This is a genomic window from Massilia cellulosiltytica (assembly GCF_047325105.1).
Taxonomy (GTDB): domain Bacteria; phylum Pseudomonadota; class Gammaproteobacteria; order Burkholderiales; family Burkholderiaceae_D; genus Telluria; species Telluria orientalis.
In genome coordinates this window covers 6,227,724-6,253,073 of record NZ_CP168562.1, presented here as the reverse complement: position 1 = coordinate 6,253,073, position 25,350 = coordinate 6,227,724, and the positions used below count along the sequence as shown (strand labels likewise).

The window sequence follows — 25,350 nt, the reverse complement described above, 5'->3', positions numbered from 1 at the left end:
ATACAGGTGCGGCATGCTAGCACGCTGCCCTGCAGGGTTGGCGATTTTCACGGCAGCCGCAGGACGCCGCTGACCGTGAAGCGGATCTCGCCCGGCCTGTCGCCCGGCGCCGTCTCGATGCGCAGGTCGGACAGGCCTTCGCGGTGGCTCCCTGCGACGAGCGCCGCGACGGTGTCGACGAGCCTGTCCGCACGCTCGGGCGGCAACGCCGCGGGGGCCGTGGCCGGGCCGAAGTACTGGTCGAGCAGCGCCGCGAAATCGCGCCGCGTCGTCACGCAGAACACGGGGCGGGATTGCGGAAACAGCGTGGCGACGGCATTGTCCGCCCTGACTTTGTCCGGGTCGATGCAGACGACGTACAGCGCATGCTCGTTGCGCTCCACCGGCAGCCACTGGCGCACTTCGGCGGCCGCGCGGTCCATGCCGTCGAGGAGTTCCGCCGGCACGCGCCGTCCGGGGTGGAAGGCGAGATAGGGCACGGCGAAGTGGTCCGCGAGGGCGCGCCCGACGACGGGCAGTTTCACCTTGAAGTCGTCGAGCAGCACGTCCTCGACGTCGCGGCCCTGCGCGCGCGCCTGTTCGACCGCCTGCTCGACCTGTTCGCGTCCCAGCGCGCGCGACCCCAGTGCGCCGACGAAGCCCGTGCGTTCGCGCCTGGCTTCCTGCCGGCGCTGGGCGAACGCAATGGCGAGCGTGTCGCACAGGTAGCGCGCGCCTTCGACGATCGTGCTGTCGAACGGACCGCCGCGCAGGTTGTTGATCAGCTGGAGGACGCCGATGACTTCGCTGTCGTGCATGATCGGGACGACCAGCATCTGCGTCGTGCGGTAGCCCGTGCGCCGGTCGACGCCCTGCTGGAAGCGCAGGTCGGCCGCGTAGCGCTGCAGTTCGGCGGCATCGTAGACGTCGTTCAGGTTGAGCAGCCGGCGCGCCAGCGCGGCGTAGCCGGCCACGCTCTGCGCGGAGATCGGCAGGCGCAGCTGGCGGAACGACGCCATCCCCGTCTTGATCTTGGAGACGAGGCTCGCCTTGTCCTCGCCGACCGTATAGATCGTCAGGCGGTCCGCGCCGAACAGCGTGCAGATGCCTTCGGACAGGTCGAGCATGATCTCGTCGACGTTGCGCGTGGCGTGGATGCGCGTCGTGAGCTGCTGCAGGCGGCGGAAGAAGTCGCCGTTCGCCACGATCGTGGAATCATTCATGGCCGCGTCATGGGCGCGAGGCGCGTCGCGTCAACGTCGCCAATACGGGTCGCGTCGTCATCTTCCTGCACGTGGCGCACGATGTCGGCAGGGGAGCGCGGCGTGACCGTATCGAGCGGCCGCCACGGGGAAGAGGCGAGCGTATCGCCGTCGAGCGCGCGGCGCAGATCGTCGCGGAATGCTTCGGCGCTGGGATAGCGATGTTCCGGGCGCTTGGCGAGGGCGCGCAGCACGACGCGGTCGAAGGCCGGGCCGAGCAGGGGATTCAGCAGGGTCGGCGGCACGGGGTGGTCGTGCAGGATCTTCTGCTGCACGGCGAACATGCCGGCGCCGCGGAACGGCCGCTCGTTGGTGAGAAACTGGTACAGGATGATCCCGACGGCGAAGATGTCCGACTGCGGGCCGACGGCCTGGCCCGTGATCTGTTCGGGCGCCATGAAGCTGGGCGTGCCGACCATCTCCGCGCCGTCCGCATCCTGTACGGCCGCGTTCAGCGCGGCCATGTGGGCGACGCCGAAGTCCGTCAGTTTCACGGAGAGGTCGTGGCTCAGCATCACGTTGGCCGGCTTGATGTCGCGGTGGATCACGCCGTTGCGGTGCGCGTAGCCGAGGGCGTCGAGCAGCTCGCACGTCATGCGCACGGCATCCTCGAGCGTGAACTCGAGGTGGAAGTCCTGGGTCATGTCGAAATAGGCCGCCAGCTCTTCGCCGCGCACCAGTTCCATCACCATGTAGGCGACGCCGTCTTCCTCGCCGAAGTCATACAGGCCGACGATGTGCGGATGGTTCAGCCGCGCGACGGCCTGCGCCTCGCGGATGAAGCGGGCCGAATAGGACGCGTGCAGCTCCGGATCGGCATCGCAGGCGGTGGAGATGACCTTGATCGCGACGCTGCGGTCCAGGCGCGGATCGAGGCCTTCGTAGACCTCGCCCATGGCGCCGCGTCCGAGCACGCGCACGATCCGGTATCTGCCTAACTGCGTCGGTTGGTTCATGGCCGCAAGTGTAAATCAAATTGGTTTCCAGATAATGAAAATCGGCGCCACAGGTTTATACTTGATGTATGAACGACACCCGCTGCACCTGGGCCAATATGGCCAACCCACGCTATATCGCTTATCACGACCATGAGTGGGGCGTACCCTGCCACGACGAGACGACGCTGTTCGAAATGCTGAACCTCGAAGGCGCGCAGGCCGGGCTGTCGTGGGAAACGATCCTGAACAAACGCGACAACTACCGCCTCGCCTTCGACGGCTGGGATGCGGACAAGATCGCCCGCTACGACGATGCCAAGGTCGCGGAACTGCTGGCGAATCCCGGCATCGTGCGCAACCGCCTGAAGGTCGCGGCCGCCATCAACAATGCGCAAGCTTACCTGCGCCTGCGCGAACAGGGATTGACGTTGAGCGACTACCTGTGGGCCTTCGTGGACGGCAAGCCCATCGTCAACGACTGGCCCGACGGCAGCCGCCCGGCGCGCACGGAACTGTCCGACCGCATCTCGAAAGACCTGGCCAAGCGCGGCTTCAAGTTCGTCGGCTCGACCATCGTGTATGCCTACATGCAGGGCATCGGCATGGTCGACGATCACGACCGCGCCTGCCTGTGCCGCCGCCGGAGGTGATGTCATGGACTATCGCGCCTGCTGGTGCACCCGGGCCCGCTATACCGTCTTCGATTCGCATTACGGCGACGGCGCCGCGGTCCGCGTCCTGACGGACGTCTGGCGCACCGATCCGCACCGTTCCCCCAATCTTCACCTGATCGCCCTGTGCGACCACCTGCTGCCGGGCTTCCACCGCATGCCGCAGGCGGAGCCGGGCGTCACGCTGGACCTGATCAGCGCGCCGCTGACGGAGGCGCTGGCCCAGCTGACGGCGCGCGTCGACATGTTCCGCCTGCACGACATCGAACACGCGGGCACGGACTTCGCGCGCCACGTCGCGCGCGTGGCCGCGCAGGACGCCTGCCTGCAGGCGCAAGACCTCACGCAAGACCAGGTCGCCGCGTTGACGGCGCAAGGCTTTGTATTCGACGCGGACGGCCGCCATGCCCGTTTCGCCAGCCGCAAACCGCGTCCGCCCGCACCGCCGGCGCCCGAACGCCGCGCCATCGTGCTCGGTGCCGGCATCGCCGGTTCCGCGGCGGCCGAGCGCCTGTGCGCGCGCGGCTGGCAGGTGACGGTCGTCGACCGCCAGCCGCAGCCCGCGATGGAAGCGTCGGGCAACCGCGCCGGCATCTTCATGCCGCTGCTGTCGAAGGACGACAACGTACCCACGCGCCTGACGCGCGCAGCCTACCTGTACGCGCTGCGCCACTGGGAGCGCCTGGGCGGCATCGGCCGCGCCATCGAGGGCGACAAGTGCGGCGTGCTGCAGTTGGCGCGCGACGCTGGCCACGCGGACGTGCAGCGCGCCATCGCCGCCGACACATCGCTGCCGCCCGATTTCGCCGAGTGGCTGGAACGTCCCGAGGCGGAAGCGCTGCTCGGCGGCCTGCCGGCGCCGGACGGCGGCTGGCTGTTCCGCGGCGCCGGCTGGGCGCGGCCCGGCAGCGTGTGCGCGGCGATGCTGGATGCGTGCGGCGGGCGCCTGGAGCGCAAGCTCGGCGTGGGCGACGTGCGCATCGAACGCGACGGCGAGCAGTGGCACCTGACGGACGAGCACGGCGTCGTGGTGGCGCGGGCGCCGAACCTGATCCTGGCCAATGGCGCCGGCGCCGCGCAGGTGCCACAGGCCGCGCCGCTGCCATTGACGATGCTGCGCGGGCAAGTGTCGCACGTGCCGGCCGACATGGTGCCGAAACTGCCCGTCGTGTTGTGCCGCGAGGCGTATTTGACGCCGCCGTCCGGGGGCGTGTGCAGCGCGGGCGCGACATACGACGAGAATCCGAATCCCGCGCTGTCGCCCGCGAGCCACGCGGAAAACCTGGAGCGCCTGCGCGGCCTGCTGTCCGATCCCCATGCGGCGGAAGATGCGCCGCTGGCGGGGCGCGTCGGCTTTCGCTGCGTGGCGCCGGACCGCCTGCCGCTCGTCGGCCGCCTGCCGGATTTCGACGCCGCCGGCACCACCGAACGCCTGCGCGACGTGCCGCGCCATCCGGGGCTGTACGGACTGCTCGGCTATGCGTCGCGCGGCCTGATCTGGGCCGGTCTGGCCGCCGAGCTGTTGGCCGCCCAGATCGAAGGCGAGCCGCTGCCATTGGAGTCCAGCCTGGTCGACGCCCTCGACCCGGCCCGCTTCGTGTTGCGCGCACGCCGCGCCCCGCGGGGTCCGCAGCCAGAAAATTGATTTCTTTCGGGCAACCGAAAGTTTCAAAGGTATAATGTGTGCCAAGCAACATTTCACACATGATCCAGCCATGGACGACACCCCCGACGCGCCCGAGCTCTCGCTGTTTCTCGCCTCGACCGCGCATGACATGAAGAATTCGATCAGCGTCCTGTCCGGGACGCTGGAGCGGCTTCTTGTCGACGCATCTCCGCAGACGGAATCGGCGTACCCGCAGATGGCGCACATGCTGTACCAGACGAAGCGCCTGAACGACAACCTGATGCAGCTGCTCGCGCTGTACAAGCAGGTGGGGACGCCCGCGTACCCGTTCGACGTGCAGCCGCTCGAGCTGGGCCAGCTGGTCGACCAGGTGGTGGCGCTGGAGCGCGTGCTGCTGAAGTCGCGCGGCCTGAAGCTGGAACTCGATTACGACGCGGACCTCGTCTGGCACTTCGACGAAGACCTGATCGTGGGCGTGCTGTCGCACGCGATCAACAACGCCATCCACTACACGTGCGACACGGTGCGGCTGGCGATCCGCGTCACCGACGACAACTGGCTCGAACTGCGCGTGGAAGACAACGGTCCCGGTTATCCGCCGGCGCTGCTGAAGGCCGGCGCGATCGCCACCCGTGAAACTGCGGGTGGCATGAACTTCCTGACCAACAGCGCGGGCCTGGGCCTGTATTTTTCCAGCGAAGTCGCGCGCATGCACCAGCACCGCGAGCGGCGCGGCACGCTCCGCCTGGAAAACGGCGGCCGCTACGGCGGCGGCTGCTTCATCCTGAACCTGCCATGAACGCGCCCGCTTCCGTCAAGGCCGTCAACGAAATCGACTGGGCCGACAAGAACTACCTCGTCGTCGACGACTTCGTCGGCGTGCGCCAGCTGCTGCGCGAAGCCCTGCGCAGCCTGGGCGCGAAGAACATCGACCAGGCGTCGTCCGGCGGCGAGGCGATGGGCCTGCTGGCGCGCATCCGCTACGACGTCGTCCTGTGCGACTACAATCTGGGCGACGGGAAGAACGGCCAGCAGGTGCTGGAGGAAGCGCGCGTGCGCAACCTCGTCAATCCGAGCACCGTGTGGCTGATGGTGTCGGCCGAAAAGAGCGTGGAATCCGTGATGGGCGCGGCCGAGCACCAGCCGGACGCCTACCTGATCAAGCCGATCACGGAAGGCGTGCTGCTCACGCGCCTGAACCGCGTGTGGCACAAGAAGCAGATCTTCCGCCTCATCGACCAGGCCTATGCCGAGAAGGACTACCTGCGCGCGGCGCGCCTGTGCGATGCCGCCATCGAAGGCCACAAGGCGCACGAGATCGACCTGCTGCGCATGAAGGCCAAGCTGATGGAAAAGAGCGGCGAGCCGGCGAAGGCGCGCGAGGTGTACGAGCGCGTGCTGGAGCAGCGCGAATACCAGTGGGCGCGCGCCGGCATCGCCAAGATCCGCATGGCCAACGGCGAATTCGAACAGGCGCGGCAGGCGTTCCAGAGCGTGATCGCGGAGAATCGCTATTACATCGACGCGTACGACCAGCTCGCGCTGACTTATCAGAACCTGGGCAAACTGGACGAGGCGTGCGCGATCCTCGAGCGGGCAGCGAAACTGTCGCCGAATTCCGTGCCGCGCCAGCGCAATCTCGGCAACGTGGCGCTCAAGGTGGGCAACGTGCAGATGGCGGAGCAGGCCTTCCGCAAGTGCATCCTGATCGGCGAATACTCCATCATGAAGACGCCCGACGCCTACCTCGGCCTCGCACGCGTGTGCGGCCAGAAGAACGATGCGAAGGAAGCGCTGCGGCTGCTGCTGCAGGTCCAGCGCGAGTTCGCCGCCGACCATCCGGACATCGCGCTGCGTTCCAAGATCACCGAGGGCCTCGTCTACCACGAGAGCGGCGACTACCGGCGCGCGCGCAAGGCCGGCGACGAGCTGGAAGCCCTGCTCAATGCGACCGAGACCCGGCCCGACATCCCGACCTGCCTGGAACTGGCCACGCTGCTGTTCGCGGTGGGCGTGAAGGATGCGCCGGTGGAGCTGCTGTGCTACGTCATCCGCAACAACCACGACAACCCGCTGCTGCTCGACGAGGTGCAGAAGATCTTCGACAAGGCGCGCCTCGGCGACGAGGGCCTGGAGTTCATCCGCGTCTCCAAGAAGGAAGCGACGGACCTGATGAACCAGGGCGTGCTGCTGTGGAAGACGGGCAAGCTGAAGGACGCCGTGGAGTGGATGCGCCAGGCACGAAAAAAGGTGCCGAACAACCAGCGTATCCTGTTCAACGCGGCGCAGATCCTCGTCTCGCACCTGCAGCAGCATGGCTACGACGGCGCCCTGTCGGCCGAGGCGTACGAGGTGCTGCACCACGTCGACCGCCTGCTGCCGGGACAGCAGCGCTTCGCGCAGTTGATGGAGCAGCTGGCGCAGCTGCAGCCGGTGGCGGAGAGCGGGACGATCGCCGAGGTGGCGTAATTCACTACGCGGTCTGGTGAATTTCATAACGCCGGCCGTGTCAGAATTCCCCTTTGATCAAAGCGGGAGACGGCGTGCGCACTGAACGGAACAACGACACGGCACTGGGCCGCCGCGGCTTCCTGAAATCCACCGGCGGGCTGATACTCGGTTTCGTCATCCCCGTTTCGGGCCGCGCGGCCGCACCGGCGCCCGCGTCTCCCAACGCTTTTCTCCGCATCGCGCCCGACGACACCGTCACCGTGATGGTCGACCGGCTCGAATTCGGCCAGGGCGTGCACACGGCGCTGCCGATGCTGGTCGCCGAGGAACTCGACGCCGACTGGTCGCGCGTGCGCGCCGAACTGGCGCCGGCCGGCGACGCCTACAAGGATCCGCTGTTCGGCATCCAGATGACCGGCAGTTCGATCTCGGTGGCGCATTCGTTCACGCATTACCGCGAGATCGGCGCGCGCGCCCGCGCGATGCTGGTCGCCGCCGCGGCCGAGCGGTGGCAGGTCGCGCCGGCGTCGTGCACCACGTCGGCTGGCACGGTCATCGGCCCCGGCGGGCGCAAGGCGCGCTACGGCGCGCTGGCCGATGCGGCCATGAAGCTGCCGGTGCCGGCGGCCGTCCAACTGAAAGACGCGAAGGATTTCCAGCGCATCGGCAAGCCGACCGGACGCCTGGACGCGCGCGCCAAATCGAGCGGCAAGCAGCAGTTCGGCATCGACTTTTCCCTGCCCGGCATGAAGGTGGCCGTGGTCGCGCGTCCGCCCGTGTTCGGCGCCCGGGTGCGCAGCCTCGATGCCGCCAGGGCGCGCGCGATGCAGGGCGTGATCGACGTGGTCGAGGTGGCGGCCGGCAGCGGCGGGCGCGGCGTGGCCGTGATCGCGGACGGTTACTGGCAGGCGAAGCAGGGGCGCGATGCGCTCGTCATCGACTGGGACGCCGGTGCGGTCGACAAGCTCGACTCGGGCCGGCAGCTGCGCGATTACCGCGCGCTTGCCGCCACGCCGGCGCCGGCGGCTACGTCGATCTCGGCCGTCTACGAATTTCCTTACCTGGCGCATGCGCCGATGGAACCGGTCAACTGCGTGGTCGACCTCCACGCAGATCGCTGCTCGGTGTGGGCGGGCGTGCAGTTCCAGACGTTCGACCAGACCGCCGTCGCCGCCGCTGCGGGGCTCAAGCTCACGCAGGTCACGTTGCACACGATGATGTCGGGCGGCGGTTTCGGCCGCCGCGGCGTGACCACGTCGGACGACCTGGTCGAAGCGGTGAACGTCGCGAAGGCGTACGGACGCGGCCCCGTGAAAATCATCTGGAGCCGCGAGGACGACATCAAGGGCGGCTACTATCGCCCCGCGCACGTGCACAAGGTCGACATCGGGCTCGATGGGAACGGCGACGTCCTGGCGTGGAACCACGTCATCGTCGGCCAGGCGATCAGCGCGGGCACGCCGTTCGAATCGGTGCTCATCAAGAACGGCGTGGATTCCACGACGACCGAGGGCATCGCCGAGGCGTATGCGTTGCCGGTCAAGCTGACGGTGCATCATCCGAAGGCGAACGTGCCGGTGCTGTGGTGGCGCGGGTCGGCGTCGAACCACACGGCGTTCGTCATGGAGACCCTGGTGGACGAAGTGGCGCACGCGGCCGGCGCCGATCCGGTCGCGTACCGGCGCAAGCTGCTGGGCGACAACCGCCCGCGCCACCTGGCGGCGCTCGACCTGGCCGTGCTGAAGTCCGGCTACGGCAAGAAGCAGTTGGCCGAGGGCCGTGCCTGGGGCGTGGCCGTGCACGGCATGTCCGGCAGCGTGGTGGCCTACGTGGTCGAGGCGTCGGTCGAGCAGGGCGTGCCGAAGCTGCACAAGGTCACGGCCGGGGTGCATTGCAACCTGGCCGTCAATCCGCTGTCGATCGAGGCGCAGGTGCAGGGCGCCGTGCTGGCCGCCCTCGGCACCACGTTGCCCGGCGCCGCCATCACGTTCAGGGACGGCGTCGTCGAGCAGGGGAATTTCAACGACTACACGGTGGCGCGCCTGCCCGACATGCCGCATGTGGATGTGTTCATCGTGCCGTCCACCGAGCCGCCCACCGGCATGGGCGAGCCAGGCTTGCCGCCGCTGGCGCCGGCCTTTGCCAACGCCATCTTCCAGCTCACGGGCAAGCGCTTGCGCAAGCTGCCGTTCGAGCTCGGCTGACGGCCGGGCAGGACGTCAGGTCTTGTCGGTCTTCGACCGGCTGGTCCGCGCCTTGCCGTTGCCGCCGTTGCCGCCATTGCCGCCGTTCGGCGCAGGTGGCTGCACCTTCGGCGCGTCCTTGGGCGCTTCCGCTTTCGGCGCCCCGCCTGCCTCCTTCGCGGGCGCTGCCGGCGCTGCGGCGCTCGGCGTCATCGCGTTGGCGACCGCCTGCGTAAATTGTTCCTGCAACATGTTCCACCATGCGACGGCAGCCGGCATCGCAGCCGCCGCCGGGTTGCCCGGCGCGTCCGTCGCGCCGGCGGCCTGCGGCGCGGCCGTGCCCGGCTGAGCCGTGCCGCCGCTGCCCGCCGCGGCGGCATCCGGTGCCCTGGGAGCATCCGTCTTCGCGGCCGGCGTTGCCGGCTTGGCAGCGGCGCCCGACTGGCCCTGCGCACCGAAGAAGGGCGGGAACGGCATCGACGCCATTTTTTCCGCGCTGACGCCGGACTGGCGCATCGCTTCGGCCATCGAGGCGCCCATCGTCTTCAGCGTCATCAGCGTGCCGCGCTGCACTTCGAGGGCCTGGATGGTCCCGCGCAGCATCGACAGGTTCAGGTTCAGCCAGGACTCGACCGCCTTGAGGTCGGCGATGCGCTTGTCCAGGTCCTCGGTCGACATCGGCGGTGCGGCGATGCCAGCCATCCCCGGCATGCCGGGCATACCGGTGCCGGGGATCTGCATGGATCCCCACAGGTTCTTGACGAATTCCAGCGTGTCCGTCACGCCAGGCATGGCGGGTGCGGAGGGTTTCAGCATGGTGGTCTCCCTGGTTGGTGGCCGCTAGCGTAACAGATAAATAAGAGCCGACATAGACATCGTTGGAAGCGCAGGCGGGCAGTGCGCGGGCGGACCGGCTACACTAGGCGGATGAGCCCTGCATACGCCACGACCCGACGCCGCCGGCAACTGGTGCTGGGCGCGCTCACGGTCCTGTTGCATGTGCTCGTGTTCGGCTGGTTCGCGCGCCAGATGGGCCAGGTGCCCGACCCGTCCGCCCGCACGGGCCGCGCGCCCCTGACGGCCGAGCTGGTCGAGGCACCGCAGCCGCGCCCGCTGCCGCCCGTGCCGCCACCGCAGCCGGCGCTGGAGCAGCCGCCGTTGCCCGAGATCGATCCGGAGCCCATCGTGCCCGCGGCGCCACCGCCCGGTCGGCCCGATGCGGCGTTGACGCCGGAATCGGACGGTCTCGCCGCTGCCGACGCCGCGGGACAGCAAACGGGGCAGGGTGGCGCCGCCGCCGGCGCGGACCCCGTACAATCCCCGGCACAGGACGCGGCACCCCAGGCGCAGGTCCAGCAGGAAGCGGCACCGAAGCCCCAGCCGGCCGCGCCGGAAGCGCGCCGTTACAAGGTCGACGTGCCGCCTTCGGCCGACATCACGCTCGACGTCGCGCGCACGGATGCGAACGGCACGAAGTGGAGCGGCGACGCGCAGCTGTCGTGGCGGGTGACGCCGTCCAGCTACCGCGTGAAGATCGAGGCCGGCATCCGCGTCGTGTTCGCGCACGTGAACCTGCTCACCCTCACGAGCGAGGGCACGGTTGGAGACGAAGGATTCGTCCCCACCTTGATGACGGAGAAGCGGCGCGGACGCGCCATGACGGCGACGCACTTCAATCGCCAGGAGGGCACGCTGACGTTTTCGGCATCCGGCGCGAAGTATCCGCTCGTGCCGGGCGCGCAGGATAAAGCCAGCGTGCCGCTGCAGTTGGCGGCCATCGCGCGCGGTGATTCGAAACAATTGTCGGGAAATATAGACATCCTTGTCGGCGAAGACCGCGACGCAAGCGTTTTCACCTTTACGGTGGCCGGACAGGAACAGCTCGACACGCCGCTGGGGCGCATCGCCACATGGCATTTCGTGCGTCCACCGAAACCCGGCTCATACAATTCGCGCCTGGAACTCTGGCTGGCGCCGGCCTATGGCTGGTATCCGGTACAGATCCGCAATGTCGAGGCGAGTGGGGCGGTGACGACCCAGACCGCGAGCAAAATCGTGATTCAACAAGCAGGAAGCTGATAATGAAAAATGTTTTGAAGATGGCAGGCGCAGGGGCAGTATTGATGACCGTGGTGGGCGGCCCTGCGGTCGCGGCGGAAGAACATCCGGCCATCAAGCGCCCGTTCGACCTGCCGCCGTCGGCCGACCTGACCTATTCCATCGGCGCGCGCCAGCGCGGCTTCAACCTGAGCGGCGATGCGACGCTCACCTGGCGCGTCAACGACAGCAAATACGCCATCAGCGCCGAGTCGCGCGTGGCGCTGCTGGGCAAGCTGACGGAAAACCGCAGCACGGGCATCGTCGACAACTGGGGTCTCGCACCGACGGAGTACTACGACAAGCGCTTCCGCAAGGACCCGACGACGGCCACCTTCGACCGCGACGGCAAGACCATCACGTTCAGCGACGGCGACAAGACGTATCCGATCAAGGGCGGCGAGCAGGACCGCGTGTCCGTCTCGTGGCAGCTGGTGGCGGTCGCGCGCGCCGCGAAGGACAAGTTCAAGCCGGGGTCGGAATGGCAGTTCTTCGTCATCGGCCCGCGCGACGCGGACCCGTGGACGTTCCGCGTCGTGGGCCGCGAGAAGGTGCAGGCCGGCGCGTCGCTGGGCGAAGTGGATGCCGTGCACGTGATGCGCGCGCCGCCGCCGGGTTCCAGGGACCAGTCGCTCGACATCTGGCTGGCGCCCGGCCACGAGTGGTATCCGGTCAAGCTGCGCTTCACCGACAACGACCGCGACTACGTCGAGCAGACGCTCGAACGCATCGTCAAGAAGTAGCCCAGTCCTTCACATAGGCCGGCGCCGGCTGGGCGCAGTACGCGTCCGGGACAGGCGTCCCGCGCGCCTCTCCGAGCGGCAGCACGCCGGCCCACGCGGCGATGTGCATGTCTTCCGCGTCGTCGTCGGGCGGGCCGGTGCGCACCTTGCACGCGGCCTCGGCGAGCGCGATGCGCATCACGGTCGTCGCCGCGAATTCCTTGTCGTTCCCCGGGCGGATCTCCGCCTGCCGGCCCGGCGCCAGGTGCTCCATGAAGTCGACCAGGGTCTGGCGCTTGGCGTCTTCCGCGACGATCTCGAAGCGGCCGTAGACCATCGCGCTGCGGTAGTTCATCGAATGATTGAACGCGGAGCGTGCCAGCACGAGGCCGTCCACGTGCGTGATCGTCACGCAGCAATCCTGCTCCGTCAGGCGCTGCAGCATGCGGCTGCCGTTCGACCCGTGGATGTACAGGTAGTCGCCGCTGCGCCAGCAGGCGGTGGGGATGCAATGCGTGCCGTGTGCGTCGGCGAAGGCGACATGGCAAACGTAGGCGGCGTCGACGATGGCATGCAGCAGGGCGGGATCGTAGGACGCCTTGGATGCGCCGCGCTTGACCTGGGTGCGGGAGGAAGGAGCAGTGTTCATTGGCCTCGATAATGTGGGTGGAAGCCGCACTATAATGGCCGGGATGGCTCCAGCAAAAGATCCAGAGCCGTGCAATTTCATGGAGCCACGATGGATTATTCCCTGCTGCTGGACGCCTTCGGCCGCGACCACGCCCGTCACGCCTGGCCGCGCCAGCGCCTGCTGCACGAATGCCTGCGCGCCGCGATCCGCGACGGCACGCTGGCGGCCGGCACGCGCCTGCTCGCCACGCGCGCGCTCGCGCAGGAACTGGGCATCGCCCGCAACACGGTGCTGTACGCGTACGAGCAGCTGGCGTGCGAAGGCTTCGTCATCCCGGACCGGCGCGGCACCATCGTCGCCGGCATCGCCCCCGCGCCGCGCCGGCGCAGCGCCGACGTGCCGCAGGCGGGCCTTGCGCGCCGCGCGCAGAACCTGCGCACCGTGAACGGCACCGCCAGTGTCGCGCTGCCGTTCACGCCCGGCGTGCCCGATTTGCGCGCCTTCCCGCTGGCGCAGTGGCGCCGCCTGTTGGACCGCGTCTGGCGCGGCCTGTCTTTTGATCGGCTGAACTACGGCGACCCGGCCGGCGAGCCCGCGCTGCGCACGGCGATCGCGGACTACCTGCGCGCATCGCGCGGCGTCGTGTGCGAGCCGGGCCAGGTCTTCATCACGGACGGCACGCAGGCGAGCCTCGACCTGTGCGCCCACGCGTGCGCCGACGCGGGCGACATCGCCTGGATCGAGAATCCCGGCTACGGCGGCGCACTGGCCGCGTTCCGGGGTGCCGGTCTCGTCGTCGAGGGCATCGCCGTGGATGGGGAGGGCATGGCGCCGTCTCTTCACGACTGGAGCGCGCGCCGCCCGAAGCTGATCTACACGACGCCGTCGCACCAGTACCCCATCGGCGTGGTGACGTCGGCGGCGCGGCGCCTGGCGCTGATCGATGGCGCGCGTGCGGCCGGCGCGCTGATCGTCGAGGACGACTACGACAGCGAGTTCCGCCACGAAGGCCCGCCGCTGGCGGCGATGCAGGGTCTCGTGCCGGATGCGCCCGTGCTGTACTGCGGTACGTTCAGCAAGACGATGTTTCCGGCGCTGCGCATCGGGTTCGTCGTCGTGCCGGCCGGGCTGGCGCCGCAACTGGCCGTCATGCGCGCGCAGTCGGCGGCGGCGGGGCGGACGGCGGAGCAGCTGGCGCTGGCGGAATTTTTACGCAGCGGCGAGTTCGCGCTGCATTTGCGGCGGATGCGGCGGCTGTATCGGCAGCGGCGGGATGCGCTGGTCGAGGCGCTCGGGCGGCACGTGGGCAGTCACGCTGTCGTCGAAGGGGCTTCGGCCGGGATGCATCTGGCGCTGCGCCTGCCCGCCGATGGCATTGCGGACGTGGAGATCGTGCGGCGCGCGCGGGCGCAGGGAATCGTCGTGAATGCGTTGTCGGCGCATGCGGTGCCCGGTGGGGCGCCGGTCAATGGGCTGCTGCTCGGGTATGCGCAGGTGCCGGTGGAGCGGATGGATGCGCTGGTCGAACGGCTGGCGGGCGTGATGCTGGACCGGCCTTAAGTCTCCATCCGACCCTAATCAGCCCTTCAATGAGCCTGTCAGACTTTTTGTGTAGCTGGATGTACCGACACTAACCAACGTTGTTGGTAAGAAGACAAGCAAGAATGCATCACTTGTTCAATCAATAACGGAGGCATCATGGCAGTGGACGCTTATCTTCAAAGCGTCTCGGGCCGGAAATACTATAAGGTCTACGAGAATTTCAAATGAAAGACTCGCTGTTATTGCTCACTACAGGTGCCGGGGTCTCCCTGGTCGCCTGGGCATTCTGGCACTACCTCGGGAATGATGCGCTTAGCACGCCAAACACCGTCGTTCTTGTTGGTGTCGTGGCAGATAACTTTCGACTTCGCCGTCAGTTGCGGGAAAGAGGGACGAAGGTTTGAGGATTCAGCCCGGACGCTGGTTCCGGGCTCGTTTTATAGAGAAAGCTTAGTCCTGCGGCCCCGGATCATCCGGATTGTCGTTTTCCCAATGCAGCACGATTTCCTTGGGCGCGCTGCCCACCTTGACGGTCCGTTTGAACGTCTTGCCCTCCGCCGCCGCACTGATCCGATACGTGCCCGCCGGCAGTCTGGCAAAGAACATCGGCCCCGTGTTCGCCGCGGTCACCAGGTTGGCGCCCTTGGCATCCGAGATATCGAGCTGGACGTCGGAGCGGTAGGCACCGCTCTGCTTGGTGGCGAAGGTCAGCAGCAGGTTGTAGTCGGCGCGCTGGGCCTTCATCGCGGCCTGCTCTTCATCGCCGACGCCGCCGTTGACGTAGGTGATGCCGTTCTGCTGCTTCGGGGTGAGGGGCGCCGCCAGGACGGCGGCCGGGGTCAGGCAGGCGGCCAGGAAGGTGGACACAACTACGGCCGCAAGTGTGCGTTGCATGGCATTCCTCCTCATGAAGATGATGTAAATATCGCAACGTTCATTATCGCGCTGTCGGGATCAGAGGGGCGCGCGCCTGATGTTGTCATGTTAGCAAGTCAAGCGGCGCTTCGATTCCGTTGCATATTCACCAGTTGTGAACCGTACGCGGGCGTTCCGTATTAGTTGCCAAGCCTTAACTGTTATACTGACGCCCCCGCGCCCGTGGTCCAGAAGGCCGCGCGCGACAGCAGACTGGTAAGCCTTACGATGATCGACAACCTGGCAGCAACCGCCGCCGACTCCCAAATCCCAGCGCTCGATGAACTCGATCCGCTGCAGACGCACTTCCAGGACGGAGTGGCGCCGGACGAGATCGAGCAGGTATATCACCTCAAGCGTGCGCAGCCCATGCTGCAGGCGTTCACCGCGCTGTTCCACGGCTCGCAGGACGGCGTCATCGTGCGCCTGCTCGTGCTGCGCGAACTCGCGTCCGACGCGATGGACTCCGCCTTCTCGCGCGCCGACATCAACACGAAGTTCGCCTACCTGATCCCGGAAAGCCTGGAAACGGTGCTGGGCCGCCTGCGCACGCACGGCCTGCTCGCGTGGGACAACCCGGCCGCCGTCTACCGCATCACGCCGCTCGCGCGCAACGTGCTGGCCGCGCTCGACACCTTGCTCGCCCTCGGCAAGCCAGAAGAGGACGAGGCCGAGATGGGCTTCCTGCTGTCGCAGGTGGCGGGTGCGCAGGCCGTCGGTGGCATCACCGTCGACCAGTTGAAGCATTTGCTGGGCCGCCTCGTCGAGCTGCACGAGGAATTCCGCGATGCGATCGCGTCCGGTTCCGAATTCCGCCTGCGCGCGTCGCAGGCGAAGTGGCACATGGCGTGCGACTGGGTCGAGAAGGGTTCCGTGATCCTGCGCGCCATCACGTCCGACGAGCGCGCCGATTCGGCCACGCACCGCGCCGCGCAGGCGATCGGCCGCGCCCAGTCGCAGCTCCTGAACATGCAGGGGATGTTCTCGCGCGCGCTGAACCAGATCGAGCGCCAGCGCGTGCACCTGGGCCAATCGGGCCTGTCGACGACGGACATCAAGCGCTGGCTGCTCGCGCACGACGACCTCGCGAGCCTGGCCGAGGACGCGATCGACCGCCCGGTCGTCCCGCTGTTCGCGACGCCGGCCGAGATGATCGACGTGGCCGAGACGGAACTCATGATGGAACGCGTCGCGCCCATGGCGCCGGGCGGCCTGCCGAACGGCGAGGACGCGGCCATGACGATCAACGACAACCCGGCGATGCAGGCGGAACTGGACGACTGGATCCGCCGCCTTGCCGATTTCGCCAACCTGGACAACTTCCCCATCATGGCGGAGGGGGCACCGAAGAGCGTGCCGATCCAGGAATCGCTGCTGCCGGCCAGCTTTGCCGTCGCATCGTACCGCGCCTCGCTGCTGCCGCTGCTGGGCGATCCGGCCGAGGCCAACCTGCAGGGCCCGACCGCCGAACTGGCGCGCCTGCCGGTGCGCTTCGATTCGGCCGACGAAATGATCGCGCTGGACGACCCGCATATCGCGGCCATCTCGCGCGCGACCCTCTCACTGAATCTCGATCTACCGAGCACCCCGGAAAGCAAGACGCAAGATGAATGACGACGCCCAAATCCTGATCGCGCGACTGCTCACGCACCAGACCCTGCGCCGCGACGACAAGATGGTCAAGCGCGCGCTGTCCGACGACCAGTTCCGCGCGGAGATCGACAAGCGCCTGCTCGAATGCGGCCTGAAGCTTCTCGACAACGTGTACGCCGACCACGTCACGCTGGCCCTGCACCGCAACGTCGAACCGAAGATCTTCGGCGCCAAGGACATCTGGCAGAACAATAACTTCGGCCTCACGCGCGACGGCGTGGCGCTGCTCGTGGTGCTGTGGGCGCAGATCATCCTGCCCAAGCGCCAGCGCCAGGAAACGCACCAGTCCATCGACGTCGACCAGTCCGACATGTTCGACAAGGACAACCCGATCCCGCGCGCGGAAGACACGTCGATCGGCATCTCGTACACGACGCTGCTCGCCGACTTTGGCGACAAGCTGGGCAAGAAGACCCGCATGGACATGAACCTGGGCCTGTTGTCGAAGCTCGGCTTCATCGAGCGCCGCGGCGACGTGATCCTGGAAGGTCCGCTGCTCGATCTCCTGATGGATACCGACGTGCTGAAGGAACGCATCATCAACGGCGCGCTGGCCGACGTGTTCAAGCGCGCACCGGTGGCGGCCGCACCGCGCCGTCACGTCAGCGAAGCCGCGAACGACGAACCGGTCGACACCGAAACGCCACAAGCTTAAGAGACCCGCATGTTCCACATTAAATCCCTCGAGCTGGTCCACTGGGACTACTGGCAGCGCATCAAGAACATCCCGCTCGACGCCAAGATCATCACCATCGCCGGCCAGAACGGCTCCGGCAAGACGACGCTGCTCGATGCCCTGCGCACGCTGTTCGGCCTCGATTGCTCGATGGGCCGGACCTATAAACACTACGCGCGCCATTCGGGCCAGCAGAGTGCCTGGCTGCGCGCCGTCGTCGACAACAAGCCGTCCGGCCGCCAGCTGTCGAACCGCCCGTTCCGGCATAGCGGCTTCTTCAGCGACGACGAGGTCACGCTGTTCTGCCAGGTGCAGAAGAACGGCGGCGACTGGAAGCGCCAGTACCTCATGCGGCCGGGGAACATCCAGATCGAGGAAGTGACGGAAGCCACCGACTGGCTCGGCGTCGAGAACTACCGCAAGCGCCTCGCGTCGGCCGGCCTGTCGCCCGCGATGTCGAAGGTGCTCGCGCTGGAGCAGGGCGAGACCGATAAACTGTGCGAATACGCGCCGCGCCAGCTGCTGGACCTCGTGTTCCAGGTGTTCGGCGACAAGGAAGTGCTGGACGCGTACGACGAGGCGAAGCGCCACCAGCGCGACACCGAATCGGAGCTGAAGCGCTTCGAGGCCGAGCTGGAGACGTCGCGCATCAACCTCGAAGGCCTGCGCCTGCGCGTGGCGAACTACCACCAGTGGGAAGACCTGCAAAAGGAGCGCCGCGCCCTCGTCGAGGAGGTGCTGCCGAGCCTGGAATACCACGAGGCGCGCGAAAAGGCCGCGAACGTGAGCCGCGCGCTGCGCGAGGCGAAGAAGCCGCTGATGCAGGCCGACAGCCTGCTGACGGAGAAACGCAACGCGCTCGCCGCGCAGCAGCGCGCGCTGACCGAAGCGCAGCAGCAGGAGGTGAAGCTCGAACAGGAAGCGAACGAGTTGGCCACCCGCCTGACGCAGGTGAACGCGAAATTGAAGCCGCTGGAAAGCCTGCTCGAACAGAAGGAACGCCTGAACAAGCTGGCGGCGGATGCCGGCGCCGACATCGCGGAAGTCTCGACGCAGCTGGAAGCGAAGGAAGCGGAACTCGCGAAGAAGAAGGCCGAACGCGAAGCGCTGGCCACGAAGATCGCGGGCGAGATGGCGACGATCAGCGCGCTGCAGGGCAAGACGACGATGCCGGAACCGGAAGCCCAGCGCCAGATGCGCCGCGCGCTGCGCGATGCGGGCATCCCGCACGCCATGCTGTCGGACATCGTCGAAGTGACGGATCCGAAGTGGCAGGGCGCCGTCGAGGGCGTGCTCGGTGGCTACGCATCCGTCGTGCTGCTGGAGCGTGCCAAGGATGCGCCGGCCGCCTATAAACTCGCGGAGAAGGAGCGCTATCGCCACTTCATCGTGCCGGACTGCGTCGACGCGCCGGTCGTCAAGGACGATACCCTGCTGTCCGTCGTGCGTTTCTCGTCGAAGGCGCCGTCCTGGCTGATCGACCAGCTGGAACGCATCGAGCGCGTGGATTCCGTCGACGACGGTTTCAAGAGCGATGCCGACGAATGGATCACGCCGGAAGCCTATCACCGCGAACGCCGCGGCGGCCGCTCGCTGTTCGTCGAGCCGTCGCGCTACCGCTTCGGTGCGGCCGGCAAGACGCAGCGCCTGGAAGCCATCCAGAAATCCCTGCCGTCCCTGGAAGCGCAGGAAGACACGTTGACGCTCGCGATCAGCAAGCTGGCGGCGGAAGTGTCCGCGCTGCGCGTGCGCATCGCCGGCGTGGACGCCGCGAAGGAACTGTCGGCGCGCCAGGCCGAATTCGAGGAAGCCACGCGCGCGCTGGAACCGCTGAAGGCCGAGCGCCTGCAGGTCGGTGCGCGCCTGGGCGAGCTGCAGGTCCTGATCAAGAACGCGACCGTCACGCGCACGCGCGCCGACACCGTCTGGCAGAACGCCCGCATGGCGCTGTCGGAAGCGGAAGCGGGCATGCGCCTGAACAACCGCCGCGTGATCGAGCAGCGCAGCGAGCATGCGCGCGAACTGCTCACTTTGCGCCGGTCGTGGCGCCACGTGCCGAAGTCGTGGCGCAGCGCGCCGCAGCGTGCCGCGCTCGTCGCGACGCACCAGAACGCGCACCAGGTCAAGCTGCGCATGAATTCCCTCGACGCGTCGCTCGCGCGCGCTGACTGGGAACAGGACCCGACCGTCATCGACCAGTACGCGCGCCTGAACGACCAGCTGTCCGGCCGCCAGGTGGAGACGGAAGAACGCCGCTACCAGAACAACCGCGCGATCGAGGCGACGGACAATGCGCGCGGCGCCTACATCGAACGCCTGCGCTACACGATCAAGACCTATTCGAAGAACATCCGCGAACTGGGCGAGCTGGCGAACATCGACGTGTCGGTCGATCCGGTCCGGCTGGAGAACGACGACGTGCAACTGGCGCAAGCCGGCCTGCACGTGCGCTTCAAGTTCGACGGCAAGGGCCAGATCGGCATGAACGACGGCGAGGCGTCGGGTGGCCAGCAGGTCATGAAATCGCTCGTGCTGCTGATCGGCCTGCTGAAATCGGAAGAGGGTTCCGGCGGCTTCGTGTTCATCGACGAACCGTTCGCCCACCTGGACATCCGCAACATCCAGCTGGTCGGAGAGTTCCTGAAAAACACCGACGCGCAATACCTGATGACGACGCCGCTCACGCACAACACGGACGTCTACGATCCGTCCGACCTCACGCTCATCACGAGCAAGAAGAAGAAGGACACGCAGTGGGCGCAGCCGATCTTCGTGCTGCAGAGACGGCGCGAGGGCGAAGAGGCGCAGGCGGCCTGAGCGCATTGTCATGATGGCTGCAGCGGCCGGCGTTCCTGGGGACGCCGGCCGTTTTGTTTTTGGGCCAGCGGCGCCGCCAGATGGTGCGACACGACCTCGCGCGCTGATTCTGCTATGCCCTGCCAGTACGCGCGCCGCAGCGCCGCCCGCTTGCGGTGTTTCGACGGTATCGCCGCCATGGGTTTGGACTCGAACGGCAGCGCGATGTGCCAGGCGCGGCCCGGCATATCGGTGCCGCCGAGGCTGCGCCAGAAGCCGTCGTAGGCGGTCGCGAAATGCCTGGCATCGGACGGCAGCCAGGCGCAGTGCCAGGCCGACTTGACGGCCACCACGTGGCCCATGCCCAGCGCTTGCGCGATGCCCTGCAGGGCGGCGCAGCAGAAAAAGCCGGGCGTCGTGACCAGCGGGGAGGCTGGCGGGAAGGCGCGCCGGAACGCATCGACGGCGTCGGCCTCGTTGGCACGGTGCCCCTGGTTGCGGGCGATGAACGGCAGGATGCCGGCCGCGCCGAGCCCGGCCAGGCCGGCGAAGTGCTCGTCGACCCAGCTGAACGACAGGCGGTGGACACGCCTGCCGTTCGCCAGCAAGGTCAGGGTGAGATCGCCTTCCGCGTTCAGGCGCTGCGCCATGCCGAGGCGGATCTCGACCTTGCTGCCGTCCGCCTCGTGCTGCCACAGTACGAGTCCGCCGTCGCGGTAGACGGCGTGCTTGTAGGCGGCGTCGAACGTGGCCTCCTCGAAGCGGTAATGCGTCAGCACGCAGCGCACGCGCTGGCGTAGCGACAATCCCCTGGCGAGATAGTTGCGGTGACTCAGGTGGTGGAAGACGTCGTCGTGCACCTGCGTCACGTAGTTGCGGTAGACGTCCATCGCCAGCAATTCCACGTGGGCACGGCGGAACAGCAGCACGCGCAGGCTGCGCATGATGCAGGCGGCCCAGGACGCGAACGGGTAATGGCGCCGGGCCAGCCAGTGGCGGGTGAGGAGGGCGAAGACCATGTGTGCTCCAGGCAAACGACTGGAGCCATGACACGGTTGTCAATACATTAAGTAGCCCCTGCGGCCATTCTCCGCAGGGCTATGCATGACGCATTGGGCTGCATCAAGCGAATCAAGAGTCGCCGATTTCCTTACGCATGCGCTGGCGCCAGCGCATCAGTGCCGCGGAGAACGTGGCGAAATAGGCGGCCGTCAAGCCCAGGCACAGCATCGTGATGGGGCTGTCCGTGAAGCGCGGATTCGGGCGGTTGCTGCCCTGGTTCATGTAGATCTCGATGCCGAGGTAGACCACGCGCGCCACCAGCACCATGGCGACGAGGATGCCCATGCGCGACGGCGGCGTGAAGAAATAGCCTTCGGGCGTGTCTTCGAAGCGGGTGCGGCGCAGGCCGTAGCTGCCCAGCGCGATGCCGCCGATGGCGCCGGCGGCCAGCGCGGCCAGCTGGAACGGGCGGTCGCCGAGTTCCGATGCCGGGATGAGGATCATGACGACGAAGACGAACAGGCCCGTGTAGTGGCGCGACAGGATCGAGCGCTGCCGGGTCATCTGGTGTTTCAGGCGCGAATGGATGCGCCAGATCAGCAGGGGAACGAGGGCGATGAGGGCGAGGGTGGTAAGACTCATGCGTTAAAGTTCAAGGTGAGACGGGGGCGGTGCGCTTGCGCCAGGACAGCAGGCCGAACGCGTAGCTCATGTAATAGCCGGCCAGCACGCCGAAGATGACGAGGGTCAGCGGGCTCGACACGAACTCGTGGTGGGCAAGCGAGCCCAGCGCGAAAAACTCGTACGCGCGCCAGGCCATGCGGGCCATGAACAGCAGGGCCACCGCGAGGCCGATCGGTGCGTGCGGGGTGAAAAAGAAATCGTCGCCGACCTGTTCGAAGCGCGTCCTGCCGATCGCGATGCGGCCCAGCACGGCGCCGACCGGCAGCCCGGCCGCGAGGCCCGCGAGGGCGAACGGGTTCGTCTTGATGCTGACGGCCGTCAGGATCAGCAGCAGGATCGGGAAGAACACGAGCGTCGTGCGGTGACGCCACGTCTTCGAACGCTGGCGGGTCGTCAGGCGCTTGATGCGGCTGTACATGCGCCACAGCACGAAGGGCGCGAGCACGGCGGCAACGACGGGAGTCGGCAACATGGGATTCCTCGGAATTTTCTGTCGAATCCGCCATTGTAATCCAGGCGCGCGTCGGCAAACCGCTGCCCATGGTAATGTTTTGGCATCGTTAGCAGGAGCCAGACATGATTCCAGACCTGAGCCCGACGCGTCGTACCGTCCCGTACCGCGGGCACCACGCGCACCGGGCGCCCGATCCCGCACCCATCGAGGAACCGCCGCCCGACCCGTTCGAGCCCGCCGACCCGCACCAGCCGCCCATCCGCACGCCGCAGAACGACGAGCCGCCGGTCGACCCCAACCCGAGCGTGACCCTGCACTAGGCCAGCAGCGCCGCGTGTTCCTGCAGCAGGTCGGCCAGCAGGTCCGCCATCAACGTCACGCGCGGCGAGCGGCGCACGTCCGGATGCACCGCCAGCCACAGCGGTCGGCTCAGCACGTGGCCGTGATCGGGGTGCAAGAGCAGCAGCGGGTCGTCGCGGCCGAGGAAATGCGGCAGCACGGCGACGCCGAGGCCGGCGCGGCATGCGGCCACCATCGCGGCCGCATCGTTGGTCCAGAACGAGTACGCGCGTCCGGCCGCGAATTTCGCCAGCCAGGCCTGCTGCGGCGTGTCCTTCATCGCTTCGCCGTATCCAATGAACTCCCATTCCTCGTGCGGACGCTCGAACCAGCCGGGCGCCGCATACAGCCCATAGCCCATCTGCGCCAGCGGCCGCGCGGCCAGTCCCGGCTGCTCCGGACGCGCCATGCGCAGCGCGAGGTCGGCCTCTCTCCGGTACAGGTCGGCCTGGCGGATTTCGCCGATGATTTCCAGCGTGAGCGCGGGCCAGCGCGCGCGCAACGCGCCCAGGTGCGGCACGAGGAAGCTGCTCGCGAACGTGGGCGGCGCGGACAGCCGCACGACGCCGCGCAGGGCGGACGCACCCGCGCCGGCGCGCGCGAACGCCATCGCCTCGTCTTCCACGCGGCGCGCCTGCGCCAGTAATTCCTCGCCTTCCACGGTCAGCGCCCAGTGCTTCGGCAACCGGTCGAACAGGCGCACGCCCAGGCGCGCCTCGAGCATGCCGATGCGGCGCGCGACGGTCGAATGCTCGACGTCCAGCACGCGCGCGGTCGCGCTCAGCTTGCCCTGGCGGGCCAGTTCCACGAAGTAGCGGATGCCGTCCCAGTCGAGGGGCTGACTTATCGATTTTTGCACGGTCAAAGGCGATTTTTTAGGATTTCGGACGATTTTTGATCAATCTACCATGGGGCTCTCATCAACAGGAGAATGACATGGACGAATTGATCGAACACGTGAGCATCCACCGCCAGGGCGGCGTGGACCAACTGGAAACCGGGCGGCTCGCCGTCGCGCCGCCGGCGGCCGGCGAGGTGCGGGTGCGCCAGCTGGCCATCGGCGTGAACTTCCTCGACGTGTATCACCGCAACGGCACGTATCCGCTGCCGCAACTGCCGGCCACGCCCGGTGTCGAAGGTGCCGGCGTCGTCGAGGCGCTCGGCCCCGGCGTGACCGGCTTCGAACCGGGCCAGCGCGTCGCGTACACGGGGTTGCTCGGCGCCTACGCGGCGGTGCGCAACGTGCCGGCCGATCGCCTCGTCGCGGTGCCGGACGCCGTCTCCCTGGATGCCGTCGCCGGCGGCCTGCTGCGCGGCCTGACGGCGCACATGCTGTTCGCGCACGTACGGGAACTTCGTGCCGGCGACACGGTCCTTGTGCACGCGGCCGCCGGCGGTCTCGGACTTGTGCTCACGCAGTGGGCGAGTGCGCTCGGCGCCCGCGTCATCGGCACGGCCGGCAATCGCGACAAGGCCGCGCTGGCGCTCGCGCACGGCGCCGAGCGCGTCGTCCTGTACCGCGAGGAGGACTTCGTCGCGGCCGCGCGCGAGTTCAGTGGCGGGCGCGGCGTCGACTTCGCCATCGACGGCATCGGCGGCGCGACCCTGCTGCGCACCTTCGACGCCGTGCGCCCGTACGGCATGGCGGCCAGCGTCGGCCAGGCCGGCGGCAGCATGGAACCGGTCGACCTGCTGCAGATCGGGAAACCGCGCGGCATCGCGTTTGCGCGACCGAGCGTGATGCAGTTCATGACGATTCCCGGCCTGTACCAGGAAGGCGCGCAGGCGACGCTGGCGCGGCTGGCGGCGGGCCTGCGCGTGCCGGTCGGGCTGGACCTGCCGCTGGCGCGCGCGGCCGAGGCGCATGCGGCGCTGGAAGCGGGGCAGACGAGCGGCGCGGTGCTGCTGCGGCCCCGATAAAAAAGTGCTTGACCAACCAATAACCGCTTGGTTATGATTTAATTCATAGCCAGACGGTTATTAATTGCCATGACAGACACCCACGATATTCTTTTCCGGACACTCGGCGACCCGACGCGGCGTGCCATCTTCGAATCGCTGTGCCGCGACGGCGAGCAGACGGTCGGGGCCCTCACGGCCCGGGCCGGCATCTCGCAGCCGGCCGTGTCCAAGCACCTGGGGCTGTTGAAGCAGGCGGGGCTCGTGCGCGACCGGCATGAAGGACGCCAGACGCACTACACCGCCCAGCTGCAGGCATTGGCGCCGCTGGCCGACTGGACGAACCAAATGGCCCGGTTCTGGGAGAGCCGGTTCGATGACCTGGAAGACCTCTTGAAAAGGATGGACCAATGAACGATACCTCGCTCCACACGCGCACCGTCACCGTCGAACGCGAATTCGCGCATCCGCCGGAAAAGCTCTGGCGCGCACTCACGCAGCCGCACCTGATCGAAGCGTGGCTCATGAAGAACGATTTCGTGCCCGCCCTGCATCACCGCTTCAAGCTCAGCGCCGACTGGGGCGCCGTCGACTGCGAGGTGCTGGAGATCGAACCGAACCGTTCGCTGTCATACACGTGGGCCGCGATGGGCCTGGACAGCGTCGTCACCTGGACCCTGACCCCGGCCGGCGCGGGTACGCACCTGAAAATGGAGCAGACCGGCTTCCAGCCCGGCCAGGATGCGGCCTACAATGGTGCGAAATACGGCTGGAACAAATTCACGGCCGCCCTCGACGAGGTGCTGGCGAAGCTCGACGACTGAACCAA

At 67.6% G+C, this 25,350-nt stretch carries 25 protein-coding genes; 16 read left to right on the top strand and 9 right to left on the bottom strand.

The window, feature by feature from the left end; all coding sequences use genetic code 11:
* Nucleotides 1-47 precede the first annotated feature (47 nt).
* Nucleotides 48-1,202: a GAF domain-containing protein gene (locus ACEN9H_RS27405; RefSeq protein WP_413672785.1), complete on the bottom strand. Its 1,155-nt coding sequence runs from the start codon at nucleotides 1,200-1,202 to the stop codon at nucleotides 48-50.
* A complete protein-coding gene (locus ACEN9H_RS27400; RefSeq protein ID WP_082577573.1) occupies nucleotides 1,199-2,197 on the bottom strand; it encodes a serine/threonine-protein kinase in 999 nt (332 codons plus the stop codon). The genes ACEN9H_RS27405 and ACEN9H_RS27400 overlap by 4 nt, the downstream gene beginning before the upstream one ends.
* 68 nt (nucleotides 2,198-2,265) lie before the next feature.
* On the opposite strand from ACEN9H_RS27400, the gene ACEN9H_RS27395 reads away from it, so the two are divergent.
* The 5 genes from ACEN9H_RS27395 (at nucleotide 2,266) to ACEN9H_RS27375 (ending at nucleotide 9,132) form a co-directional block, all read left to right on the top strand.
* Nucleotides 2,266-2,829, top strand: coding sequence for a DNA-3-methyladenine glycosylase I (locus tag ACEN9H_RS27395; RefSeq protein ID WP_413672784.1), 564 nt, complete (start codon nucleotides 2,266-2,268; stop codon nucleotides 2,827-2,829).
* A gap of 4 nt (nucleotides 2,830-2,833) precedes the next feature.
* Nucleotides 2,834-4,495: an FAD-dependent 5-carboxymethylaminomethyl-2-thiouridine(34) oxidoreductase MnmC gene (mnmC, locus tag ACEN9H_RS27390; RefSeq protein WP_413672783.1), complete on the top strand. Its 1,662-nt coding sequence runs from the start codon at nucleotides 2,834-2,836 to the stop codon at nucleotides 4,493-4,495.
* A 70-nt stretch (nucleotides 4,496-4,565) separates the two neighbouring features.
* Nucleotides 4,566-5,276, top strand: coding sequence for a sensor histidine kinase (locus tag ACEN9H_RS27385; RefSeq protein ID WP_371765122.1), 711 nt, complete (start codon nucleotides 4,566-4,568; stop codon nucleotides 5,274-5,276).
* Nucleotides 5,273-6,946: a tetratricopeptide repeat protein gene (locus ACEN9H_RS27380; protein ID WP_413672782.1), complete on the top strand. Its 1,674-nt coding sequence runs from the start codon at nucleotides 5,273-5,275 to the stop codon at nucleotides 6,944-6,946. The genes ACEN9H_RS27385 and ACEN9H_RS27380 overlap by 4 nt, the downstream gene beginning before the upstream one ends.
* A gap of 74 nt (nucleotides 6,947-7,020) precedes the next feature.
* Nucleotides 7,021-9,132, top strand: coding sequence for a molybdopterin cofactor-binding domain-containing protein (locus ACEN9H_RS27375; protein ID WP_413672781.1), 2,112 nt, complete (start codon nucleotides 7,021-7,023; stop codon nucleotides 9,130-9,132).
* Between the two features lie 15 nt (nucleotides 9,133-9,147).
* Here the strand turns inward: ACEN9H_RS27375 and ACEN9H_RS27370 are convergent, their stop codons facing one another.
* Nucleotides 9,148-9,927, bottom strand: coding sequence for a PhaM family polyhydroxyalkanoate granule multifunctional regulatory protein (locus ACEN9H_RS27370; protein ID WP_413672780.1), 780 nt, complete (start codon nucleotides 9,925-9,927; stop codon nucleotides 9,148-9,150).
* 111 nt (nucleotides 9,928-10,038) lie between these two features.
* On the opposite strand from ACEN9H_RS27370, the gene ACEN9H_RS27365 reads away from it, so the two are divergent.
* Complete coding sequence (locus ACEN9H_RS27365; RefSeq protein ID WP_413672779.1) at nucleotides 10,039-11,190, top strand: DUF3108 domain-containing protein; 1,152 nt, start codon at nucleotides 10,039-10,041, stop codon at nucleotides 11,188-11,190.
* A 2-nt stretch (nucleotides 11,191-11,192) separates the two neighbouring features.
* Entirely contained in the window at nucleotides 11,193-11,951 is a 759-nt protein-coding gene (locus tag ACEN9H_RS27360) for a DUF3108 domain-containing protein (protein ID WP_413672778.1), read from the top strand.
* Here the strand turns inward: ACEN9H_RS27360 and ACEN9H_RS27355 are convergent.
* Entirely contained in the window at nucleotides 11,941-12,579 is a 639-nt protein-coding gene (locus ACEN9H_RS27355) for a pyridoxamine 5'-phosphate oxidase family protein (protein ID WP_413672777.1), read from the bottom strand. The genes ACEN9H_RS27360 and ACEN9H_RS27355 overlap by 11 nt on opposite strands.
* 90 nt (nucleotides 12,580-12,669) lie before the next feature.
* Here ACEN9H_RS27355 and ACEN9H_RS27350 point away from each other — a divergent pair, with 90 nt between their 5' ends.
* Together ACEN9H_RS27350 and ACEN9H_RS27345 are read left to right on the top strand one after the other, a co-directional pair.
* A complete protein-coding gene (locus tag ACEN9H_RS27350) occupies nucleotides 12,670-14,121 on the top strand; it encodes a PLP-dependent aminotransferase family protein (protein WP_413672776.1) in 1,452 nt (483 codons plus the stop codon).
* Nucleotides 14,122-14,327: 206 nt separating this feature from the next.
* Nucleotides 14,328-14,507: a hypothetical protein gene (locus ACEN9H_RS27345; RefSeq protein WP_413672775.1), complete on the top strand. Its 180-nt coding sequence runs from the start codon at nucleotides 14,328-14,330 to the stop codon at nucleotides 14,505-14,507.
* Between the two features lie 46 nt (nucleotides 14,508-14,553).
* Here ACEN9H_RS27345 and ACEN9H_RS27340 read toward each other — a convergent pair whose 3' ends face one another.
* Nucleotides 14,554-14,997 (bottom strand): hypothetical protein, encoded by a 444-nt coding sequence (locus ACEN9H_RS27340; RefSeq protein WP_413672774.1) that lies wholly within the window; start codon nucleotides 14,995-14,997, stop codon nucleotides 14,554-14,556.
* Nucleotides 14,998-15,246: 249 nt separating this feature from the next.
* Here ACEN9H_RS27340 and ACEN9H_RS27335 point away from each other — a divergent pair, with 249 nt between their 5' ends.
* Genes ACEN9H_RS27335 through ACEN9H_RS27325 form a run of 3 tightly spaced genes read left to right on the top strand, consistent with a single transcriptional unit; the run spans nucleotide 15,247 to nucleotide 20,164 of the window.
* Nucleotides 15,247-16,632: a hypothetical protein gene (locus tag ACEN9H_RS27335; protein ID WP_371770527.1), complete on the top strand. Its 1,386-nt coding sequence runs from the start codon at nucleotides 15,247-15,249 to the stop codon at nucleotides 16,630-16,632.
* A complete protein-coding gene (locus ACEN9H_RS27330) occupies nucleotides 16,625-17,326 on the top strand; it encodes a hypothetical protein (RefSeq protein WP_056126793.1) in 702 nt (233 codons plus the stop codon). The genes ACEN9H_RS27335 and ACEN9H_RS27330 overlap by 8 nt, the downstream gene beginning before the upstream one ends.
* Nucleotides 17,327-17,335: 9 nt before the next feature.
* A complete protein-coding gene (locus ACEN9H_RS27325; RefSeq protein ID WP_413672773.1) occupies nucleotides 17,336-20,164 on the top strand; it encodes an ATP-binding protein in 2,829 nt (942 codons plus the stop codon).
* A gap of 8 nt (nucleotides 20,165-20,172) precedes the next feature.
* Here ACEN9H_RS27325 and ACEN9H_RS27320 read toward each other — a convergent pair whose 3' ends face one another.
* The 3 genes from ACEN9H_RS27320 to ACEN9H_RS27310 all read right to left on the bottom strand — a co-directional run bounded on the left by ACEN9H_RS27320 (nucleotide 20,173) and on the right by ACEN9H_RS27310 (nucleotide 22,301).
* Complete coding sequence (locus ACEN9H_RS27320) at nucleotides 20,173-21,162, bottom strand: DUF535 family protein (RefSeq protein ID WP_413672772.1); 990 nt, start codon at nucleotides 21,160-21,162, stop codon at nucleotides 20,173-20,175.
* A 112-nt stretch (nucleotides 21,163-21,274) separates the two neighbouring features.
* Nucleotides 21,275-21,787: a hypothetical protein gene (locus ACEN9H_RS27315; protein ID WP_371765109.1), complete on the bottom strand. Its 513-nt coding sequence runs from the start codon at nucleotides 21,785-21,787 to the stop codon at nucleotides 21,275-21,277.
* 10 nt (nucleotides 21,788-21,797) lie between these two features.
* Nucleotides 21,798-22,301 carry a hypothetical protein gene (locus ACEN9H_RS27310; protein WP_160406559.1) on the bottom strand — a complete coding sequence of 168 codons (504 nt, stop codon included), beginning with the start codon at nucleotides 22,299-22,301 and terminating at the stop codon, nucleotides 21,798-21,800.
* A gap of 104 nt (nucleotides 22,302-22,405) precedes the next feature.
* Here ACEN9H_RS27310 and ACEN9H_RS27305 point away from each other — a divergent pair, with 104 nt between their 5' ends.
* Nucleotides 22,406-22,603 carry a hypothetical protein gene (locus tag ACEN9H_RS27305; protein ID WP_413672771.1) on the top strand — a complete coding sequence of 66 codons (198 nt, stop codon included), beginning with the start codon at nucleotides 22,406-22,408 and terminating at the stop codon, nucleotides 22,601-22,603.
* Here the strand turns inward: ACEN9H_RS27305 and ACEN9H_RS27300 are convergent.
* Nucleotides 22,600-23,481: a LysR family transcriptional regulator gene (locus ACEN9H_RS27300; RefSeq protein ID WP_413672770.1), complete on the bottom strand. Its 882-nt coding sequence runs from the start codon at nucleotides 23,479-23,481 to the stop codon at nucleotides 22,600-22,602. The two genes, ACEN9H_RS27305 and ACEN9H_RS27300, sit on opposite strands and share 4 nt — an antisense overlap.
* Before the next feature lie 77 nt (nucleotides 23,482-23,558).
* Between ACEN9H_RS27300 and ACEN9H_RS27295 the strand changes: the two genes are divergently transcribed.
* The 3 genes from ACEN9H_RS27295 (at nucleotide 23,559) to ACEN9H_RS27285 (ending at nucleotide 25,345) form a co-directional block, all read left to right on the top strand.
* Entirely contained in the window at nucleotides 23,559-24,542 is a 984-nt protein-coding gene (locus ACEN9H_RS27295) for a quinone oxidoreductase family protein (RefSeq protein ID WP_413672769.1), read from the top strand.
* A gap of 69 nt (nucleotides 24,543-24,611) precedes the next feature.
* The gene (locus ACEN9H_RS27290; RefSeq protein WP_025511203.1) at nucleotides 24,612-24,935 is read left to right on the top strand and encodes an ArsR/SmtB family transcription factor; all 324 of its coding nucleotides are present in this window, start codon (nucleotides 24,612-24,614) and stop codon (nucleotides 24,933-24,935) included.
* The gene (locus ACEN9H_RS27285) at nucleotides 24,932-25,345 is read left to right on the top strand and encodes an SRPBCC family protein (RefSeq protein ID WP_056126802.1); all 414 of its coding nucleotides are present in this window, start codon (nucleotides 24,932-24,934) and stop codon (nucleotides 25,343-25,345) included. Before ACEN9H_RS27290 ends, ACEN9H_RS27285 begins: the two co-directional genes overlap by 4 nt.
* Nucleotides 25,346-25,350 lie beyond the last annotated feature (5 nt).

Bases quoted from the DNA above. Each gene is read 5' to 3' on its own strand.
- ACEN9H_RS27405 (WP_413672785.1), bottom strand. From the start codon at position 1,202: ATGAATGATTCCACGATCGTGGCGAACGGCGACTTCTTCCGCCGCCTG.
- ACEN9H_RS27400 (WP_082577573.1), bottom strand. From the start codon at position 2,197: ATGAACCAACCGACGCAGTTAGGCAGATACCGGATCGTGCGCGTGCTC.
- ACEN9H_RS27395 (WP_413672784.1), top strand. From the start codon at position 2,266: ATGAACGACACCCGCTGCACCTGGGCCAATATGGCCAACCCACGCTAT.
- mnmC (WP_413672783.1), top strand. From the start codon at position 2,834: ATGGACTATCGCGCCTGCTGGTGCACCCGGGCCCGCTATACCGTCTTC.
- ACEN9H_RS27385 (WP_371765122.1), top strand. From the start codon at position 4,566: ATGGACGACACCCCCGACGCGCCCGAGCTCTCGCTGTTTCTCGCCTCG.
- ACEN9H_RS27380 (WP_413672782.1), top strand. From the start codon at position 5,273: ATGAACGCGCCCGCTTCCGTCAAGGCCGTCAACGAAATCGACTGGGCC.
- ACEN9H_RS27370 (WP_413672780.1), bottom strand. From the start codon at position 9,927: ATGCTGAAACCCTCCGCACCCGCCATGCCTGGCGTGACGGACACGCTG.
- ACEN9H_RS27365 (WP_413672779.1), top strand. From the start codon at position 10,039: ATGAGCCCTGCATACGCCACGACCCGACGCCGCCGGCAACTGGTGCTG.
- ACEN9H_RS27360 (WP_413672778.1), top strand. From the start codon at position 11,193: ATGAAAAATGTTTTGAAGATGGCAGGCGCAGGGGCAGTATTGATGACC.
- ACEN9H_RS27355 (WP_413672777.1), bottom strand. From the start codon at position 12,579: ATGAACACTGCTCCTTCCTCCCGCACCCAGGTCAAGCGCGGCGCATCC.
- ACEN9H_RS27350 (WP_413672776.1), top strand. From the start codon at position 12,670: ATGGATTATTCCCTGCTGCTGGACGCCTTCGGCCGCGACCACGCCCGT.
- ACEN9H_RS27345 (WP_413672775.1), top strand. From the start codon at position 14,328: ATGAAAGACTCGCTGTTATTGCTCACTACAGGTGCCGGGGTCTCCCTG.
- ACEN9H_RS27340 (WP_413672774.1), bottom strand. From the start codon at position 14,997: ATGCAACGCACACTTGCGGCCGTAGTTGTGTCCACCTTCCTGGCCGCC.
- ACEN9H_RS27335 (WP_371770527.1), top strand. From the start codon at position 15,247: ATGATCGACAACCTGGCAGCAACCGCCGCCGACTCCCAAATCCCAGCG.
- ACEN9H_RS27330 (WP_056126793.1), top strand. From the start codon at position 16,625: ATGAATGACGACGCCCAAATCCTGATCGCGCGACTGCTCACGCACCAG.
- ACEN9H_RS27325 (WP_413672773.1), top strand. From the start codon at position 17,336: ATGTTCCACATTAAATCCCTCGAGCTGGTCCACTGGGACTACTGGCAG.
- ACEN9H_RS27320 (WP_413672772.1), bottom strand. From the start codon at position 21,162: ATGGTCTTCGCCCTCCTCACCCGCCACTGGCTGGCCCGGCGCCATTAC.
- ACEN9H_RS27315 (WP_371765109.1), bottom strand. From the start codon at position 21,787: ATGAGTCTTACCACCCTCGCCCTCATCGCCCTCGTTCCCCTGCTGATC.
- ACEN9H_RS27310 (WP_160406559.1), bottom strand. From the start codon at position 22,301: ATGTTGCCGACTCCCGTCGTTGCCGCCGTGCTCGCGCCCTTCGTGCTG.
- ACEN9H_RS27305 (WP_413672771.1), top strand. From the start codon at position 22,406: ATGATTCCAGACCTGAGCCCGACGCGTCGTACCGTCCCGTACCGCGGG.
- ACEN9H_RS27295 (WP_413672769.1), top strand. From the start codon at position 23,559: ATGGACGAATTGATCGAACACGTGAGCATCCACCGCCAGGGCGGCGTG.
- ACEN9H_RS27290 (WP_025511203.1), top strand. From the start codon at position 24,612: ATGACAGACACCCACGATATTCTTTTCCGGACACTCGGCGACCCGACG.
- ACEN9H_RS27285 (WP_056126802.1), top strand. From the start codon at position 24,932: ATGAACGATACCTCGCTCCACACGCGCACCGTCACCGTCGAACGCGAA.